Below are 14,923 nucleotides of genomic sequence, written 5' to 3' on the forward strand. Positions count from 1 at the left end.
AGAGCGGCAGCCCGACGGCGTCTCACGCTCCGTTCAGGAATTGAAGCGGGTCAACCGGGCTCGATCCCTTGCGGATCTCGAAGTGAAGCTGCGGCGACGCCACTTCCCCGGATTGACCCGACTTGGCAATGACCTGACCGCGCTTGATGGTATCGCCGCGCTTCACCAACAGCTCACTCGCATGGGCATATGCGGTGACGTAGCCGTTGGAGTGCCGAACCAGGACCAGATTGCCGTAACCCTTCAGCTCGTTGCCGGAGTAAGCGACGACGCCGTCTTCGGCGGCCTTGACCGGCGTGCCCTCGGGCACCGCGAGATTGATGCCGTCGTTGGACTTGCCATTGGTCTTGGCGCCGTAGCTCGTGACCACCTTGCCGCGCACCGGCCAGCGGAAGGTCGGCAGCGCGCCCGTGGCCTCCGCTGCCTTCGCAGGCGCATCGGCGGGCTTCTCCTCGACATTGGCCGTGGCCTGGGCCAGACGCGCGCTCTGCACGGGCGCGGCGGCAGTTGCCACCTTGGTGGCGGGCGCCGGAGCGGCCGCGACGGGCTGGAGCGTTCCGGCCACCGGCGCAGCCGCGACCGGAGCCGCAGCAACGGGCGCTGCAACAGCAGCAGTCTTGGCTCCCGGCACCGTCAGCTTGGTGCCGAGCTTGAGCTTGGCGGACGGGTCGAGGCCGTTGGCACGTGCGAGCTCGGCCGCCGAGATGCGGTTGTTACGCGCGATGCTGGCGAGCGTGTCACCCCGGTTGACGAAGTGCGTGCTCGGCGGCGCAGCGATGGCGGCCACGGGCTTGGCTGCAGTTGCCGCCGCAACGGGAGCCATTGCCGGCGCAGGCGCTGCAGCGGTGGCCGGATGCGGAATGATCAGCTGCTGGCCGGGCGAGAGCGCGCGCGGCCCCTTGTAACCGTTGGCGGCCAGGATCGCCTGCGGCGTGACGCGATAGCGCTTGGCGAGCACGTCGAGCGTGTCGCTGGTGCCGACGATGATCTTGGTGCCGCCGGTCGGCTGGGCAGCCGCGACCGAGCGCGGCGGCACGGTGGCCGTGGTCTCCAGATGCGGCTGCGCCGGGGGCGCATAGGAGCTGACGCCGCGGCCGCCTCCGGACACGCCGCCACCACCCGCGACGGGGTAGGACTGCGGCGCCGATACCGCCGGCGGCGGCAGGGGCTGTGACTGATAATGGCCGGGTTGCGTCTGCGGCCGGGCATATTGCGGCAGCTCGCGCTGCTGCGGCGGCGGGGCCTGCTGCACCGATCCGGTCTGATCAGAGGCAAAGGGATTGGAGAAGTTCGACTGAGACAGCCGCGACGACATGTCGGCGCTGCACCCTGCAAAACTGAAGGAGATCAGCGCCAGCACCGCGACCTGCGGCACGCGGCGCGAGTAAAGCAACTCGGCGACGATGGACATGGTTACTCACTCGTACGCAACAGAACTGGTCTTTTAAGTAAACACGCGCCGAGTAAATAACGGCTTAACCCTTCCAATAAGACGTTGGCCGCACAGCTGATCCGGAATTCTACAGCTCCCGCGCCACGCCGGGCAGCGCCGGCACGAAGCGGACCTCGACGAGTTCCTTGCGCACGATCCCCCGTTCGGTGCGGCTGAGGCGGATCAGCGTCTGCACGCCCTGATGCGGGCCGACCGGCGCGATCAGGATGCCCCCCATCTCGAGCCGTTCGATCAGGTTCTCGGGAAGCTGCTCCATCGCCGCGGTGACGATGATGCGGTCGAACGGGCCGATATTGGCAGGCAGGTTGAGACCGTCGCCCAGCATCACCTCGACATTGTGACAGTCGAGCTTTTCAAGCCTCGCGCGTGCGGCGTCCGCCAGCTTGCGGTAGCGCTCGACGGTGAGCACCTGTCCGGCGAGCCGGGACAGCACTGCGGCCTGATAGCCGGAGCCGGCGCCGATCTCGAGCACGCGGTGGTGCTTCTGGAGCTGGAGCTGCTCGGTCATGTAGGCGACGACGAAGGGCTGGCTGATGGTCTGCCCGCAGGCGATCGGCAGCGCACTGTCGCGATAGGCGCCGTCACGATCGGCCTCGTCGACGAACTGCTCGCGCGGCACCTCCTCCATGGTCCGCAGCACCGCCTGATCGCTGATGCCTCGACGCCTCAGCGTGAGCTGAAACATCATCTTTTCCGGTGGGTGCTGATGGGAGGTCATTGCCGCCGATGTTGTCTCGTCAGGGCCGGGCGATGGCCAAGGCCCGGCCGCTGAGAATCTTGTTCCTGGTCAGGAACCCATGATATCCTTCGGGCCACGCATTTGACCATAAATTGGCTTGCCATGGGCGGGCCGCGACGGCCATTTTCAGGCATCCGTTCGTCGAAACGCGCATTGCGCCGATTCATGTTATCTGCGAACGTTTTTGGGAATGGGCAAGGACTCAAAGATGACCGCGACGGGGCTTTCCGGCCGCTCTGTATTCCTCGTCGAGGACGAGGTGATGATCAGGATGATGGTCGCGGACATGCTCGAAGAGCTCGGCTACAAGGTCGCAGCCGAGGCGGGCGACATCACCGAGGCCATGCGGCTCGCCCAGGCGACCGAGTTCGACATCGCCATTCTCGACGTCAACGTCAACGGCAAGGTCATCTCTCCGGTGGCCGACGTCATCAAGGCGAAGGGCTGCCCGTTCATCTTCGCCACCGGCTACGGCTCCTCCGGCCTGCCCGAACAGTACCGCGACCGGCCGGCGCTCCAGAAGCCGTTCCAGCTCGATGCCCTCGGCAAGACCATCGAAGCCGCGCTTCGCGGCGGATAGCTGCTACTTCAGCGTCGCGCTCAATTCTGCCGAAAACGCCTCATTGGTGCGGTCGAGCCTGAGCGGCGTGACCGAGACGTAGCGCTCGCGCAGCGCCGCGAGATCCGTTCCGTCGGCGGGCGTGTCCATCATCGCGGCGCGCTCGAAGCCGATCCAGAAATAGGGATTGCCGCGGCCGTCCTTGCGCTCGTCGACCCTGAGGAAGCCGAGATTGCGCTTGCCCTGGCGCGTGACGCGGATACCCAGCACGTCCTCGGGGGCGCAAGACGGGAAATTGACGTTGATCACCGTGTCCTTGGGGACACCCGCGGCAATCACCTTCCGCACGATGTCGGGGCCAAATTTGCGCGCGGTGTCCCACGGCGGGCGATCGCGAGTCTCAACACTGAATTCCTGCGACAGCGCGAACGACGGCAGCCCCAGGATGGTGCCTTCCAGCGCACCGGCGATGGTGCCGGAATAGACCACGTCCTCGGCGACGTTGCGCCCCTTGTTGACGCCGGACAGCACGACGTCCGGCGGCTTGGTGCCGAGGATGTGACGCGCACCCATGATGACGCAGTCGGTCGGGGTGCCGCGCACGGCAAAGTGGCGCGGGCCAACCTCGCGCAGGCGCAGAGGATCGTTCAGCGACAGCGAATGCGACACGCCGGATTGATCGAGCTCCGGTGCCACCACCCAGACGTCGTCAGACAGCGCGCGCGCAATCTCCTCCACGACCTTGAGGCCGGGGGCGTGGATACCGTCGTCATTGGTGCAGAGGATGCGCATGCGAAAGGTCTGTTCCAGAAAGCGGGTCTGAGCCGTCTTATCCGGCTATGCCCGATCAGGCAAACCGAGAGCGCCCGGTTCCCGGCTCTGCTACCGGCGGACTCGCCATTGCGGCATGAAGCGCGCGAGCCGGCCCTCCGCGCGCAGCTGCACCGCCGGCACGACCGGGCTCACGACGGGCGTTTCGACCACGCCGAGCGCCTCCAATTGCGCGATGAGCGGATCTGGCCCGGAGGCCTGCGGAAAGCGCTCGCGCGCCACCACCAACGCCTTGTCGAAATCGGCAGCATTGACGCCGGGCTTGGCCCGCCGGCTCTGCACGAGATCGTCGTCCCAGAGCCGCGCGATCTCGATGTCGAACACGCCGCGCAGGCGCTGGTCGACGGCCTGGATGCCGGCACCCGTCACCGCCCATTGTCGGCCGACCCAGAAGATGTCGCGGTGCAAGGCCATGGAGTTGGGTTCGCGTGGACGGGCCGGCAGGATAACCGGCCGCCCGATCTTCGCAACGCGATTCTGTCCGGCGCGTTTTCTTGACGCGAACCGGCAGCCACTTCGCTCGAAAACGCTTTAGTCGCGCGCGATCACCTTCACGCCGCCCATATAGGGCTGGAGCACGTCGGGGACTGCGATCGAGCCGTCCTCCTGCTGATAGGTCTCCATCACGGCGATCAGCGCGCGGCCGACCGCGGTGCCGGAGCCATTCAGCGTGTGCACGAAGCGCGGCTTGCCGTCCGGCCCGCGGGAGCGCGCATCCATGCGCCGCGCCTGGAAGTCGCCGCAGACCGAGCAGCTCGAGATCTCGCGGAACATGCCGCCCTCGCCCTGCCCGGGCATCCAGACCTCGATGTCATAGGTTTTTTGCGACGAGAAACCCATATCCCCTGCGCAAAGCGTCATGACGCGATAATGCAGGTCGAGCTTTTGCAGCACCTGCTCGGCGCAGGACAGCATCCGCTCCAGCTCGTCCTTGCTGGTCTCAGGCGTCGTGATCGAGACCAGCTCGACCTTGGTGAACTGGTGCTGGCGGATCATGCCGCGGGTGTCGCGCCCGGCGGCGCCCGCCTCGGCACGGAAGCACGGCGTCAGCGCGGTCAGCCGCATCGGCAATTGCTTCTCGTCGAGGATGGATTCGCGCGCAAGGTTGGTCAGCGAGACTTCTGCGGTCGGGATCAGACCGAGGCGCTCGGTCTTCAGCCGCTCATGGTCTGGCGCAGCGAGCAGCTCGCCCTTGATCGCCCAGAACTGGTCATCCTCGAATTTGGGCAATTGGCCGGTGCCGAACATCACCTCGTTGCGCACGAGCAGCGGCGGATTGATCTCGGTGTAGCCGTGCTCGGTCGTGTGCAGGTCGAGCATGAACTGGCCGATTGCGCGCTCGAGCCGCGCCAGGCCTTTCTTCAGCACGACGAAGCGCGCGCCGGAGAGTTTTGCCGCTGCCTCGAAGTCCATATAGCCGAGCGCGGTGCCGAGATCGTCATGCAGCTTCGGCGCAAATGCGTAAGTGCGCTTGTTGCCGTACACGTGGTGCTGCACGTTGCCGTGTTCGTCGACGCCATCAGGCACTTCGTCGAACGGAATGTTCGGGATTGCCGACAGCTCCTTCATCAACTCGTCGTCGGCAGCCTTCGCAGCCGCTTCGAGCTGAGGCATCGTGGTCTTGAGCTCGGCGACCTCGGCCATCAGCGTGGCAGCGCGCGCCTCGTTCTTGGCCTTCTTGGCATCACCGATTTCCTTGGACGCCGCATTGCGCCGCGCCTGCGCCTGCTCGGAAGCAAGGATCGCCGCACGCCGCTTCTCGTCGATCGCGAGCAGCGATGCCGACATCGGCTTCAGGCCACGCCGGGCGAGGCCGGCGTCGAAAGCTTGCGGATTGTCGCGGATCGATTTGATGTCGTGCATGGCTGTGGTCCTGAGTCGGCGCGCAAAGAGTCAACGTTTATGCCGACAATTCACATGGGCGGCGCCTCCCCTAGCACAGCTGTCATCATCCGCGAAGGCGGATGATCCAGTATTCCAGAGACGGCAGTGATTCCACGATGTGCCCCGGCGTACTGGATTCCCCGCCTTCGCGGGGAATGACACCGAAGCTAAGCCGCCCTACTCCGCCGGATTGGCCGGCGTCGACACGTCGGTGGCGGTGGCCGCCTGCGAGGCCGCGGCTTTCCGCTCCACCATGCCCACCGCGATGATCGAGCCCTCGTAGAGCGCCATCAGCGGAAACGCCAGGGAGCACTGGCTGAGCACGTCGGGCGGCGTCAGCACGGCCGCGATGACGAAGGCAAGCACGATGAAATAGCGGCGCTTCTCCCGCAGCATCTTCGAGGTGACGATGCCGATGCGCCCGAGCAGCGTCAGGATCACCGGAAGCTGGAAGGCGATCCCGAAGGCGAAGATCAGCGACATCATCAGCGACAGATATTCGCCGACCTTGGGCAGGAGCTGGATCTGCGCGGTCTCGTCGCCGCCAGCCTGCTGCATGCCGAGCGAGAAACGCACCAGCATCGGCAGCACGACGAAATAGACGAGCGCTGCGCCCAGCACGAAGAAGAACGGGGTCGCGACCAGATACGGCAGGAACGCCTGCTTCTCGTGCTTGTAGAGTCCGGGCGCGACGAACTTGTAGATCTGCGTCGCGACGATCGGGAACGAGATGAAGCCAGCGCCGAACAGCGCGAGCTTGAGCTGGGTGATGAAATATTCCAGCAGCGCCGTGTAGATGAACTTGGAATTTTCGGGACCCGCAATCCACACGAACGGCCAGACCAGCACGTTGTAGATCTGCTTGGCGAAGAAGAAGCAGAAGATGAAGGCAAGGCCAAAGCCGAGCAGCGCCTTGATCAGCCGCGACCGCAGCTCGATCAAATGGTCCATCAAGGGGGCTTTGCTGGCCTCGATATCGGCGTCGGTCATGACGCTTTGGCGTCCTTGATCGTTTCGGATGGCGCGGTGTCTTGCGCCACCGGTGCCTGCTCGACCTCACGGGTGATGGCGAGCGGCTCGTTGACAGCCGCATGCGCCTCGGCTTCCACGAAGGTGGCGGGCGTCGGCGCTTCCGGAGTGGTTGGGCTCACAGGTGGTTCTGCAACTGTCGTCGTCGACGTCTCGGCGGGCTTGTCCAGTGCATCGACGCGCAGCGCGTCGCTGACGTCCTTCTGGAGCGAGGTCAGCGGATTGAAGCCGGTCGCGGCTTCCTTGACCTCGTCAAAACTCTTCTTGAGGTCGGCCATCTCGGCCTCGCGCATGGCTTCCTGGAATTGACCCTGGAATTCGGCGGCCATCTTGCGGGCCTTGCCCATCCACTGCCCGACCATGCGCAGCACGCCCGGCAGCTCCTTCGGGCCGATGGCGATCAGGGCCACGACCCCGATCAGGACCAGTTCACTCCACCCGATGTCGAACATGAGGTCTTCCGTTCACGCGAAGCCGCAGCCGGCCCCAATCCCTTGCGCGCAGGATCGGGCCGCTACCCGCGTCTCGCGTGCTCTCTGACTCAGACGGCCTTGCTGCCGACGTCGGACCGTGCCGCGGTCGGCGCGGCATTGTTGTGCTCGATGGACTTGGCCGGCTCCTGCTTTTCAGCGGGCTTGTCGTCGTCCTGCATGCCCTTCTTGAAGGCCTTGATGCCCTGCGCCACGTCGCCCATCAGATCCGAAATCTTGCCGCGGCCGAACAGCAGCAGGACCACTGCGATCACCAAGATCCAGTGCCAAATGCTGAGTGAACCCATCCTGCAACCCTCCAAACGCGCATGGCCGAAGACCCGGCCGATCTTCCCCGAAACCTAGGCTTGGCAGGTCTCAAAAACAAGGACCAAGGCAGTGCCAATTCGCTGTCGGCACTACGTAATCTTGCTAGTGTTAACTGTCGCAGGGAAGCCGTAATGAGCCGGGGCGTCAGTTCTCGGCACCACCTTCGCCGCTACCCTCATTGCCCCCTTCCGGCGGGGTCTCGGGTTCGACCGCAGGCGCGAGCGCCAGATCGAGGTCTTCGCCCGGTTCCAGCGGATCCTCGTCTTCACGCAGCGCCGGGTCGTCGGACGGCGTCGGGACGCTGAATCCGGTCGGCAGACGCGAATCCAGCAGGCCCGTACCCTTCAACTCTTCGAGACCCGGCAGATCGCCGAGCTGTTCCAAGGTGAACTGCGACAGGAAGTCCTCGGTGGTTCCGAAAGTCAGGGGGCGCCCCGGCGTCTTGCGACGGCCGCGCGGCTTGATCCAGCCGGTCTCCAGCAGCACGTCCAGCGTGCCCTTCGACGTGACGACACCACGGATCTCCTCGATCTCGGCACGCGTCACGGGCTGGTGATAGGCGATGATCGCCAGCACCTCGATCGCGGCGCGCGACAGGCGGCGCGTCTCGTGGGTCTCCCGCGTCATCAGCCAGGCGAGATCACCGGCGGTGCGGAACGTCCATTTGTTGGCGACGCGCACGAGGTTCACCCCGCGCGAGGCATAGTCCGCCTGCAACTGCTCGAGCGCGGCCTTGACATCGACGCCATCGGGCATGCGTTTGGCGAGCGTCGCAGTGTCCAACGGTTCACTCGAAGCGAACAGCAGCGCTTCCAGCAGCCGCAATTCCTCGGGACGTGCCTGGGATTCGTTCTCCATCGGCTCGGCCTCGTCTACCCGCACTTCAGCCAGGCTTGCCATGGCAGATTCTCCTTCTTGCACTAAGCGACCGGCGCATCGGGCGCAGGAGCTGCGTCCGTGACCGGTTTTGGGCGCCCCTTCCGGAAATAGATGGGCGCAAATGCCTCTTTCTGGTTCAGCTCGAGCTGCCCCTCGCGCACGAGTTCGAGCGCGGCTGCGAAGCTCGATGCGAACACCGTCGCGCGCTGCGTCGGATCGGCGACGTGGCGGATCAGGAAGTCGTCGAGAACACCCCAATCGTCCTGCTCGGTGATACTGCCCACCAGCCGCTCCAGCGTGGCGCGCGCTTCAGCCAGCGACCACACCGTGCGCTTGGCCAGATGTACGCTCGCCAGCACGCGCGACTGGCGCTGCGCGGCATAGGCAGTAAGCAGGTCGTACAGCGTCGCGGTGTATTTCGGATGCTTGATCTCGGCGATCTGCTCGGGCTCACCACGCGGGAAGATGTCGCGCTGCAATTGCGGCCTGTTCATCAGCCGGTTGGCGGCTTCGCGAATGGCTTCCAGCCGGCGCAGGCGGTTGGCCAGCGCCGTCGCCATCTGCTCCGCGCTCAGGCCTTCCGCGCTCGGCGGCTCTGGCAGCAACAGGCGCGACTTCAGGAAGGCGAGCCAGGCCGCCATGACGAGGTAGTCGGCGGCCAGCTCGAGCCGGATTTTTCGCGCAGCTTCGATGAAGTGGAGGTACTGGTCGGCCAGAGCCAAGATCGAAATCTTGGCGAGATCAACCTTCTGCTGCCGCGCCAGCGCGAGCAACAGGTCGAGCGGGCCCTCATAGCCCTCGACGTCCACGACCAACGCCGGCTCACCCTCGGCGAGCTCTGCGGGCCGCCCGGTTTCAAACGATAGGATTTCTGCGGTCATGCGGATGCCGTGTTTGCCCGTGCGATCAATGCGTCCAGTTCCGCGCGTGCGGCCGCCCGGTCGAACGGCTGCGGCGGCTTGCGTGCGGCGAGCGCGGCCTTCGCCCGCTCCAGTGACCTGCCGGACAGCTCGGGTGTCTGTCCCGCGACCTCGCGCATCTCCTCGATGTTGCCGTTGCAATGCAGGGCCACATCGCAGGCGGCCGCGAAGATGGCGCGGGTCCGCTCGGCGATATTCCCCGACAGCGCGTTCATCGACACGTCATCACTCATTAACAAACCCTGGAACCCGATTGCGCCGCGAATCACGTCAGCAATCATTGTCGCAGATGTCGTCGCCGGATGGGCGGGGTCGACCGCGCTAAACACAACATGTGCAGTCATGGCCATCGGCAGGTCGGCGAGAGGCTTGAACGCGGCAAAATCAGTGCGTTCCAGCTCGTCCCTCGCCGTATCGACCGTCGGCAGCTTGAAATGGGTGTCGGCCGTGGCCCGGCCATGGCCGGGAATGTGCTTGAGAACCGGCAACACGCCGCCCTGCTCCAGCCCCTCGGTGACAGCGCGCGCGATCGCCGCGACTATGCCCGGCTCAGTGCCGTAGGCCCGGTTCCCGATGACGGCATCGGCACCCGCCACCGGCACATCCGCCAGCGGCAGACAATCCACGGTGATGCCGAGATCGGCGAGATCGGCCGCGATCAAGCGGGCGCTCAGGCGCGCCGCGGTGAGCCCAAGTGCCGAATCACTGTCGTACAAATTCGCGAATACGGCCCCCGGCGGATAGACCGGCCAGTGCGGCGGTCCGAGCCGTTGCACCCGGCCGCCCTCCTGATCGATCAGGACAGGGGCGTCGGCGACACCCGTAACCGCTCGCAATTCCGCAACCAGTGCAGCCACTTGAGCCGGTGTGGCAACATTGCGCTTGAACAGGATGAAGCCCCAAGGACGTTCGGCACGGATGAACTCCCGCTCGGTGGCGGTCAGTTCGGTTCCGGATACACCGGTAATGAAGGCCCGCGTGCTCATAACGGCCGATTAACCCTGCCCCGCGAGAGGGTCAAGGAAACGGCCGTTAATTCCTCTGGACGAAGCAGGCAGACAGGCCCGCGGACTTCAGGCTGTTGCACGCCTGCGTCGCTTCCTCGGCCGAACCATAGGGTCCGGCGAAGGCGCGGTAGACGACGCCCTTGCCCTTGTCGGTGAGGTCGACACGCTTGATGACGGGCGAACGGGAGCCGAGCACGCTGCCATACTTGCCCTGGAGCACCCGGTAGGATGCGACGGCACTGTCCTCGCTCTGCTGCGAGGAAATCTGCACGATGTAGCCGCCACCGCTGCTGGCGGGCGCGATCTGAGTCGGAGTGGTCGCAGCCATCCGCTGCGGCGGCTCCGCCGCCGGCATCGATTGCGGCGCCAGCGACATCGGCTGATTGGCGCTGGCGTTGGCCGAAGTCGGCGGGTTGCGCGGCGCGATCGGTGCAACGGGTGCAGCAGCAACAGGCTTCGGCGCAGCAATCGACCTGGCGGCAGCGGCCGATTGCGACGTGGCGCTGTCGGTCTGATCGCCCTTCACGGCGACAGTCCTGATTGCGCGCGGCGAATTGTTCGGCAGCGTGCCATTGCTCGCCCCCGTGCTCGGCGGTGGCACAGCAGACGGCGACACGCTCGCCACCGACGGCGGGTTCGCATTCTGGTTCAACGGCGGAAACACCACCCGGGGGCCGCCTGCCCTGGCGTTGACGTCGACAGGCGCCTCTTCGCGCGGGACGATCTTCTCGGTGCCGTCACCCGTCACCATGCGATCCGGCACCTTGGCCGCCGTGTCGGTCGGCGCCGGCACGATCTTGGTCGGCGTGTTGTCGGCCTTGATGATCGGCGGCTCACCGCTGCGGGGCGAACCCACATAGGTCTTGTAGGCAAAGGCGGCGCCGGTCCCGACCACGGCAAGGGCCAGGATGGCTGCGACCGTCATCATGCCGCCGCGCTGCTTCTTCGGCTCCTCGATCTCAGCCTCGGGATAGTCGCTCTGGTAGGCGTAGGGATCATCCGGGTAGGCCGGATCACGCTGGTAGTCCTGCTCGCCTGTCTCGAGCCGACCATAGAGCGCATCGTCGTAGCGCGACGGATCGGGCTGCGGATACGGCTCCTGATGGATCTGCTCCTGATAGGCCTGGCCATGCTGCTGGTAGCCCTGAGCTTGATAGGCCTGATCCTGATAGGCTTGATCCTGATAGGCTTGGGACTGATGAAACTCCGGCTCGGGCGCAGGCGCCGCCGGCTGGGCCGAATAGCGATGCAACGGATGAACCGGGCTCACGGAGACGGGATAGTCAGGCTCGGGTGCCGGCTGCGGCTGCACATTTGCTCGACGCATCCATGAGGGCGGTCCGGGCGGCGGAGCCTGCTCGGCATAATCGTGCTGATCACCGTCCTGGCGATCATCGTGATCCTGATAGCTCGGGGCGGGCGCTGCCGGCGGGCGGGCGGATGGCCGCGACTGCGCTGCAAACGGATCGGTCTGTCCGATCAGACGGGCGAGCTCGGCCAAGGGATCGTTGTCCGCCTTCCCATGCTGATCGCCACCGCGACCATAGTCATCGGAAGGAAACGGTCTGTCCTGATATCGTTCGGCCATCGTGATGATGCGTCCCTTCGGGAAAGCCGCGCGCCCCTCGACCAAGGCACGGCTTTCGACCCACAAGGCTTTCAACCAAGTCTAAGCGATCCGGCTTCTGCCGGTACCCCCGAATTCCTCTTAAGTAGTTCGCCCCAAACTACCGCATCTCGTTCGGGGCATGGACGCCGAGGATGGCGAGGCCCGATGCCAGAACCGAGACGACGCCCTGGACCATCGCCAGTCGCGCCTTCGTTAGAACTGCATCATTATTGATAATGAAGCGTAAATAGGGCAAATCCCGCCCCTTCGTCCAAAGTGCATGAAATTCGCTGGCTAAATCATAGAGATAAAAGGCAATTCGGTGCGGCTCATGGGCCGCGGCAGCGGCTTCCAGCATGCGAGGATATATTGCAAGCCGCTTGAGAAGTTCAAGCTCGACCGGGTCCGACAGCCGTTCCACAGCCGACTCACTTAGCCAGGCGATCCGCTTGTCCGAATCTTCGGGCAGTTCGGGGAACACCTCGGCGCGCGCGTTGCGGAAGATCGAATGGCCGCGGGCGTGACCGTACTGGACGTAGAACACCGGATTGTCGCGCGACTGCTCCATAACCTTGGCGAGGTCGAAATCGAGCACCGCGTCGTTCTTCCGGTAAAGCATCATGAAGCGGACCGCGTCCTGGCCGACCTCATCCACCACCTCACGCAAGGTGACGAAGTCCCCGCTCCGCTTGGACATTTTCACGGGCTCGCCGTTGCGCAGCAACTTCACCAGCTGCACGATCTTGACGTCGAGCGCGCCCTTACCCGAGGTCGTCGCCTTCACCGCCGCCTGCATGCGCTTGATGTAGCCGCCATGGTCGGCGCCCCAGACGTCGATCATCTCGGCAAAGCCGCGGTCGAACTTGTTCTTGTGGTAGGCGATGTCGGAGGCGAAGTAGGTGTAGGAATTGTCCGACTTGATCAGCGGACGATCGACATCGTCGCCATAGGCGGTCGCCTTGAAAAGCAACTGCTCGCGGTCTTCCCAGTCCTCCACCGGCGCGCCCTTCGGCGGCGGCAGACGGCCCTCATAGATGTCGCCCTTGGCGCGCAGGAAATCGATGGTCTCAGCGACCTTGTTGTTGCCGGTCTCGATCAGCGATCGCTCGGAGAAGAACACGTCGTGGCGGATGTTGAGGGCAGCGAGATCGTCCTTGATCTCGTCCATCATCATCGCGATCGCCTTGGCGCGCACCGTCGGCAGCCACTCGGCCTCGCTCATCCTGAGCAGCTTGTCGCCGTGCTCTTTCGCCAGCGCTGCGCCGACGGGTTTGAGGTAATCGCCGGGATAGAGCCCTTCGGGGATCGCGCCGATGTCCTGTCCCAACGCCTCGCGGTACCTGAGGAACGCAGAGCGGGCGAGCACGTCGACCTGGGCACCGGCGTCGTTGATGTAATATTCGCGCGTGACGTCGTGGCCTGCGAACTGAAGCAGGCTCGCCAGCGCGTCGCCGAACACCGCACCGCGGCAGTGGCCGACATGCATCGGCCCCGTGGGATTGGCCGAGACATATTCAACATTGACCTTGGAGCCGCCGTGGACACGGCCGTAATCGGCGCCCTCGCGCAGCACCGTGCGCAGCGCCTCGGCCCAGGCGGCCGGCTTCAAGGTCAGATTGATGAAGCCGGGGCCGGCGACATCCACCTTGGCGATCAGCGCATCAGTGCGCAGCCGCTCGGCAATCTGCTCGGCGAGATCGCGCGGCTTAGCCTTGGCTTCTTTCGCAAGCACCATGGCGGCATTCGTCGCCATGTCGCCATGGGAGGCATCGCGCGGCGGCTCGACCACCACGCGCGCGAAATCGACCCCCTCAGGCCAGTTGGCCTCCACGGCCAGCGTACGGCAGGCGGCGTGCACGCGCGCGAGCACGTCGGCGAACAAATGCAGGGATGAGGAGGTCTGGGGCATGGCCGCCGCCTAACGCAAATCCGGGGTCGAGTCAAAAAGCCGCTGGTGCTCGGTCAGGGCGAAGCGGTCGGTCATTCCGGCAATGAAATTGCCGATCCGGCGCGCCCGGTCGCCCTCATTGTCCGCCTCCGCCCCGAGCAGCCATTCCGGCGGCAGTTCAGATGGCTCCTTCAGGTATCTCGCGAACAGGTCGAACAGGATCTGCTCCGCCTCCGCCATCACCCGCATCACCCGCTTGTGGCGGTACATGTGCTGGTACAGGAAGCGCTTGATGGCGGCCTCCTCCTCAGCGACCTCCGCAGGAAACGTGACCAGAGCCCGGCTCTGCTGGCGGACATCCTGGGCCGATTGCGGCTTGACGGCCGCAAGGTTCTTCTGGGCCTCGGCGAACACCGCACCGATCAGGTGCGAGATCAGCTCGCGGACCAGTTCGGCGCCGCGCCTGACATCTTCGAGGTCGGGATAATGCGCCGAGGTCTCGGCGATGATCTCCGCGGTCAGCGGTATCACCTTGAGATCGTCGAGGTGGAACAGGCCGGCACGCAGGCCGTCGTCGATGTCGTGGGCATCATAGGCAATGTCGTCGGCGATCGCGGCGACCTGCGCCTCGAGCGAGGCGAAGCTCCACAATTCGAGATCATAGGTCTTGATGTAGTCAGCGATCCCGACGGGAATGCCATACTCACGATAGCGCTCGGTCGGGGCGCCGCTGCGATCAGTCAGCGGGCCGTTGTGCTTGACAATGCCCTCCAGCGATTCCCAGGTCAGGTTCAGACCGTCGAACTCGGGGTAACGGTGCTCCAGCGCGGCGACGACGCGGAGCGTCTGGGCGTTGTGGTCGAAGCCGCCGAACGCCCTCAGGCAGGCGTCCAGCGCCCGTTCGCCGGCATGGCCGAACGGCGGATGGCCGAGGTCGTGCGCCAGCGCCAGAGTCTCGGTGAGGTCCTCGTCCAGGCCGAGTTGCCGGGCCAGCGCGCGGGCGATCTGCGCCACCTCCAGCGAATGCGTCAGCCGGGTGCGATAGTGGTCGCCCTCATGGAACACGAACACCTGGGTCTTGTACTTCAGGCGGCGGAACGCGGTGGAATGGATCACCCGGTCGCAATCCCGCCGGAACGGGCTGCGGGTCCGACTCGGGGGCTCGGCGACCAGCCGGCCGCGGCTGCGATCGGGGTCGCAGGCATAGGGCGCACGGGGGGCTGCCATTCCGACGGACACGGCGAATTTAGTCCCTATCCATTTGATTCTGCGTATTGTGGCACTTAACTATGTCGGGCGCGGGATACCAAATGAATTGGGTATGA

Annotated in this window: 15 protein-coding genes; 1 reads left to right on the forward strand and 14 read right to left on the reverse strand. The window is 65.2% G+C overall.

Going from position 1 to position 14,923, the window contains the following annotated elements:
* Nucleotides 1-22: 22 nt before the first annotated feature.
* On the reverse strand, nucleotides 23-1,411 hold the full coding sequence (locus tag BCCGELA001_RS20180) for a LysM peptidoglycan-binding domain-containing M23 family metallopeptidase (RefSeq protein ID WP_060736145.1): 1,389 nt from the start codon (nucleotides 1,409-1,411) through the stop codon (nucleotides 23-25).
* A 109-nt stretch (nucleotides 1,412-1,520) separates the two neighbouring features.
* Nucleotides 1,521-2,171 carry a protein-L-isoaspartate(D-aspartate) O-methyltransferase gene (locus BCCGELA001_RS20185; RefSeq protein ID WP_144441383.1) on the reverse strand — a complete coding sequence of 217 codons (651 nt, stop codon included), beginning with the start codon at nucleotides 2,169-2,171 and terminating at the stop codon, nucleotides 1,521-1,523.
* Between the two features lie 229 nt (nucleotides 2,172-2,400).
* On the opposite strand from BCCGELA001_RS20185, the gene BCCGELA001_RS20190 reads away from it, so the two are divergent.
* Nucleotides 2,401-2,772: a response regulator gene (locus tag BCCGELA001_RS20190; protein WP_008547195.1), complete on the forward strand. Its 372-nt coding sequence runs from the start codon at nucleotides 2,401-2,403 to the stop codon at nucleotides 2,770-2,772.
* 3 nt (nucleotides 2,773-2,775) lie between these two features.
* On the opposite strand, the gene surE is transcribed toward BCCGELA001_RS20190, so the two are convergent.
* The 12 genes from surE to BCCGELA001_RS20250 form a co-directional block, all read right to left on the reverse strand.
* A complete protein-coding gene (gene surE / locus BCCGELA001_RS20195; protein WP_060736146.1) occupies nucleotides 2,776-3,543 on the reverse strand; it encodes a 5'/3'-nucleotidase SurE in 768 nt (255 codons plus the stop codon).
* Nucleotides 3,544-3,633: 90 nt separating this feature from the next.
* Entirely contained in the window at nucleotides 3,634-3,996 is a 363-nt protein-coding gene (locus BCCGELA001_RS20200) for a hypothetical protein (protein WP_060736147.1), read from the reverse strand.
* Nucleotides 3,997-4,113: 117 nt separating this feature from the next.
* On the reverse strand, nucleotides 4,114-5,445 hold the full coding sequence (gene serS / locus BCCGELA001_RS20205) for a serine--tRNA ligase (protein ID WP_060736148.1): 1,332 nt from the start codon (nucleotides 5,443-5,445) through the stop codon (nucleotides 4,114-4,116).
* Between the two features lie 198 nt (nucleotides 5,446-5,643).
* Nucleotides 5,644-6,456: a twin-arginine translocase subunit TatC gene (gene tatC / locus BCCGELA001_RS20210; protein ID WP_008547207.1), complete on the reverse strand. Its 813-nt coding sequence runs from the start codon at nucleotides 6,454-6,456 to the stop codon at nucleotides 5,644-5,646.
* The gene (tatB, locus tag BCCGELA001_RS20215; RefSeq protein WP_008547209.1) at nucleotides 6,453-6,947 is read right to left on the reverse strand and encodes a Sec-independent protein translocase protein TatB; all 495 of its coding nucleotides are present in this window, start codon (nucleotides 6,945-6,947) and stop codon (nucleotides 6,453-6,455) included. Before tatB ends, tatC begins: the two co-directional genes overlap by 4 nt.
* Nucleotides 6,948-7,036: 89 nt before the next feature.
* Nucleotides 7,037-7,273, reverse strand: a complete 237-nt coding sequence (locus BCCGELA001_RS20220) for a twin-arginine translocase TatA/TatE family subunit (protein ID WP_008547211.1) — start codon at nucleotides 7,271-7,273, stop codon at nucleotides 7,037-7,039.
* Nucleotides 7,274-7,439: 166 nt separating this feature from the next.
* A complete protein-coding gene (gene scpB / locus BCCGELA001_RS20225) occupies nucleotides 7,440-8,195 on the reverse strand; it encodes an SMC-Scp complex subunit ScpB (RefSeq protein WP_008547212.1) in 756 nt (251 codons plus the stop codon).
* A 20-nt stretch (nucleotides 8,196-8,215) separates the two neighbouring features.
* The gene (locus BCCGELA001_RS20230; protein ID WP_060736149.1) at nucleotides 8,216-9,055 is read right to left on the reverse strand and encodes a segregation and condensation protein A; all 840 of its coding nucleotides are present in this window, start codon (nucleotides 9,053-9,055) and stop codon (nucleotides 8,216-8,218) included.
* On the reverse strand, nucleotides 9,052-10,080 hold the full coding sequence (nagZ, locus tag BCCGELA001_RS20235) for a beta-N-acetylhexosaminidase (protein WP_008547225.1): 1,029 nt from the start codon (nucleotides 10,078-10,080) through the stop codon (nucleotides 9,052-9,054). Before nagZ ends, BCCGELA001_RS20230 begins: the two co-directional genes overlap by 4 nt.
* Before the next feature lie 46 nt (nucleotides 10,081-10,126).
* Nucleotides 10,127-11,689, reverse strand: coding sequence for an SPOR domain-containing protein (locus tag BCCGELA001_RS20240; RefSeq protein ID WP_060737746.1), 1,563 nt, complete (start codon nucleotides 11,687-11,689; stop codon nucleotides 10,127-10,129).
* A gap of 139 nt (nucleotides 11,690-11,828) precedes the next feature.
* Entirely contained in the window at nucleotides 11,829-13,619 is a 1,791-nt protein-coding gene (gene argS, locus BCCGELA001_RS20245) for an arginine--tRNA ligase (RefSeq protein ID WP_060736150.1), read from the reverse strand.
* A 9-nt stretch (nucleotides 13,620-13,628) separates the two neighbouring features.
* On the reverse strand, nucleotides 13,629-14,837 hold the full coding sequence (locus tag BCCGELA001_RS20250; protein ID WP_144441385.1) for a deoxyguanosinetriphosphate triphosphohydrolase: 1,209 nt from the start codon (nucleotides 14,835-14,837) through the stop codon (nucleotides 13,629-13,631).
* Nucleotides 14,838-14,923: the final 86 nt, after the last annotated feature.

This window comes from Bradyrhizobium sp. CCGE-LA001, assembly GCF_000296215.2.
Classification (GTDB): Bacteria; Pseudomonadota; Alphaproteobacteria; order Rhizobiales; family Xanthobacteraceae; genus Bradyrhizobium.

Coding starts and splice junctions, on each gene's coding strand:
- BCCGELA001_RS20180 (WP_060736145.1), bottom strand. CDS start 1,411: ATGTCCATCGTCGCCGAGTTGCTTTACTCGCGCCGCGTGCCGCAGGTC.
- BCCGELA001_RS20185 (WP_144441383.1), bottom strand. CDS start 2,171: ATGACCTCCCATCAGCACCCACCGGAAAAGATGATGTTTCAGCTCACG.
- BCCGELA001_RS20190 (WP_008547195.1), top strand. CDS start 2,401: ATGACCGCGACGGGGCTTTCCGGCCGCTCTGTATTCCTCGTCGAGGAC.
- surE (WP_060736146.1), bottom strand. CDS start 3,543: ATGCGCATCCTCTGCACCAATGACGACGGTATCCACGCCCCCGGCCTC.
- BCCGELA001_RS20200 (WP_060736147.1), bottom strand. CDS start 3,996: ATGGCCTTGCACCGCGACATCTTCTGGGTCGGCCGACAATGGGCGGTG.
- serS (WP_060736148.1), bottom strand. CDS start 5,445: ATGCACGACATCAAATCGATCCGCGACAATCCGCAAGCTTTCGACGCC.
- tatC (WP_008547207.1), bottom strand. CDS start 6,456: ATGACCGACGCCGATATCGAGGCCAGCAAAGCCCCCTTGATGGACCAT.
- tatB (WP_008547209.1), bottom strand. CDS start 6,947: ATGTTCGACATCGGGTGGAGTGAACTGGTCCTGATCGGGGTCGTGGCC.
- BCCGELA001_RS20220 (WP_008547211.1), bottom strand. CDS start 7,273: ATGGGTTCACTCAGCATTTGGCACTGGATCTTGGTGATCGCAGTGGTC.
- scpB (WP_008547212.1), bottom strand. CDS start 8,195: ATGGCAAGCCTGGCTGAAGTGCGGGTAGACGAGGCCGAGCCGATGGAG.
- BCCGELA001_RS20230 (WP_060736149.1), bottom strand. CDS start 9,055: ATGACCGCAGAAATCCTATCGTTTGAAACCGGGCGGCCCGCAGAGCTC.
- nagZ (WP_008547225.1), bottom strand. CDS start 10,080: ATGAGCACGCGGGCCTTCATTACCGGTGTATCCGGAACCGAACTGACC.
- BCCGELA001_RS20240 (WP_060737746.1), bottom strand. CDS start 11,689: ATGGCCGAACGATATCAGGACAGACCGTTTCCTTCCGATGACTATGGT.
- argS (WP_060736150.1), bottom strand. CDS start 13,619: ATGCCCCAGACCTCCTCATCCCTGCATTTGTTCGCCGACGTGCTCGCG.